Source organism: Psychrobacter sp. UBA3962, assembly GCF_002385225.1.
Taxonomy (GTDB): Bacteria; Pseudomonadota; Gammaproteobacteria; order Pseudomonadales; family Moraxellaceae; genus Psychrobacter.
The window spans coordinates 12,663-13,647 of record NZ_DGDC01000015.1; the positions used below are offsets into that span (position 1 = coordinate 12,663).

The window sequence follows — 985 nt, forward strand, 5'->3', positions numbered from 1 at the left end:
TTAGCAGCACTGCAAGTAGCGTTTATGCTGGCAGGCATCATGTCAGAGGTTGATTTTGAGGACCAAGAGCTACTACCAAGTGAGTTATTGGATAGCCTAATCCTTGAGTCATTTGTTGAAGATCCAGAAGATGATGACGATGAAATCGACTTAACTGTAAAAACAATCTTATCAGCCCATATCGCAGACGCTATGAGCACTCTAGGCATTGATGAAGATTTGATTAATGATGTGTTTGATAGCGACGTTGATATTGCAGACGCGGCGATCGAAACAGCATCAGAGATCATCTTAGAGAACATGCCAGCCGATGACGAGCTAGACGACTTTATTTCAGTATTTGCATACGGTGACGAAGCCACTTATGACGCAATGATGAAAGAAGAAGATGAAGAGGGTATGTACGACGCAGCCAAAAAACCTTTAACAGTTGGTCGTAAAACGCGACGCAAGGTAGGCGGTAAAAACGTTACTTACAAAGCAGTCAAAGCGGTGCGCGATGGTAAAGTCAAGGTTGTTAACAAGCGTATTGCTGGCAAGGTTCGCTTGAGTGCAGCCCAAAAAGCAGCCCTTAAAAAAGCTCGCAGAAAATCAACCACGGGTTCAGCGGTTCGTAAGCGTATGATGTCATTTGCTAAAGGCTTACAGCGCAATATCTATAACATTGACCCACAAAAAGCACGTAATATGCGTCGCGGGCTAAAAGCAAGCCACTACCGCCGCAGTGTTGGCAAGTAGTTTGTTGGAACACCCCAACTAATCAAAGCTAACAGCAAGCGATAATAACCCCAATCATTCAATTTGTTTGGGGTTATTTTTTTATGAAACTGTCAGAAATCACACAAAAAACATCGCTTGTCAGCGACTTTGTTAAGCGCTTAGCTAAAACAGCTAGGCAGCAAGTTGTTGTGGTGGATGTTTTAAGAGTATCGAGGGTATCTGGTGCCAGTGCCAGGCCTGTTCATATCGCTTTAGACGGCGGCCA

1 protein-coding gene is annotated in these 985 nt (G+C 44.2%); it reads left to right on the forward strand.

From position 1 onward, the window contains the following. The coding region (locus tag B3S92_RS04205) for a hypothetical protein (RefSeq protein WP_296203012.1) at nt 1-738 on the forward strand (738 nt) is incomplete at its 5' end. Between the last annotated feature and the right edge of the window lie 247 nt (nt 739-985).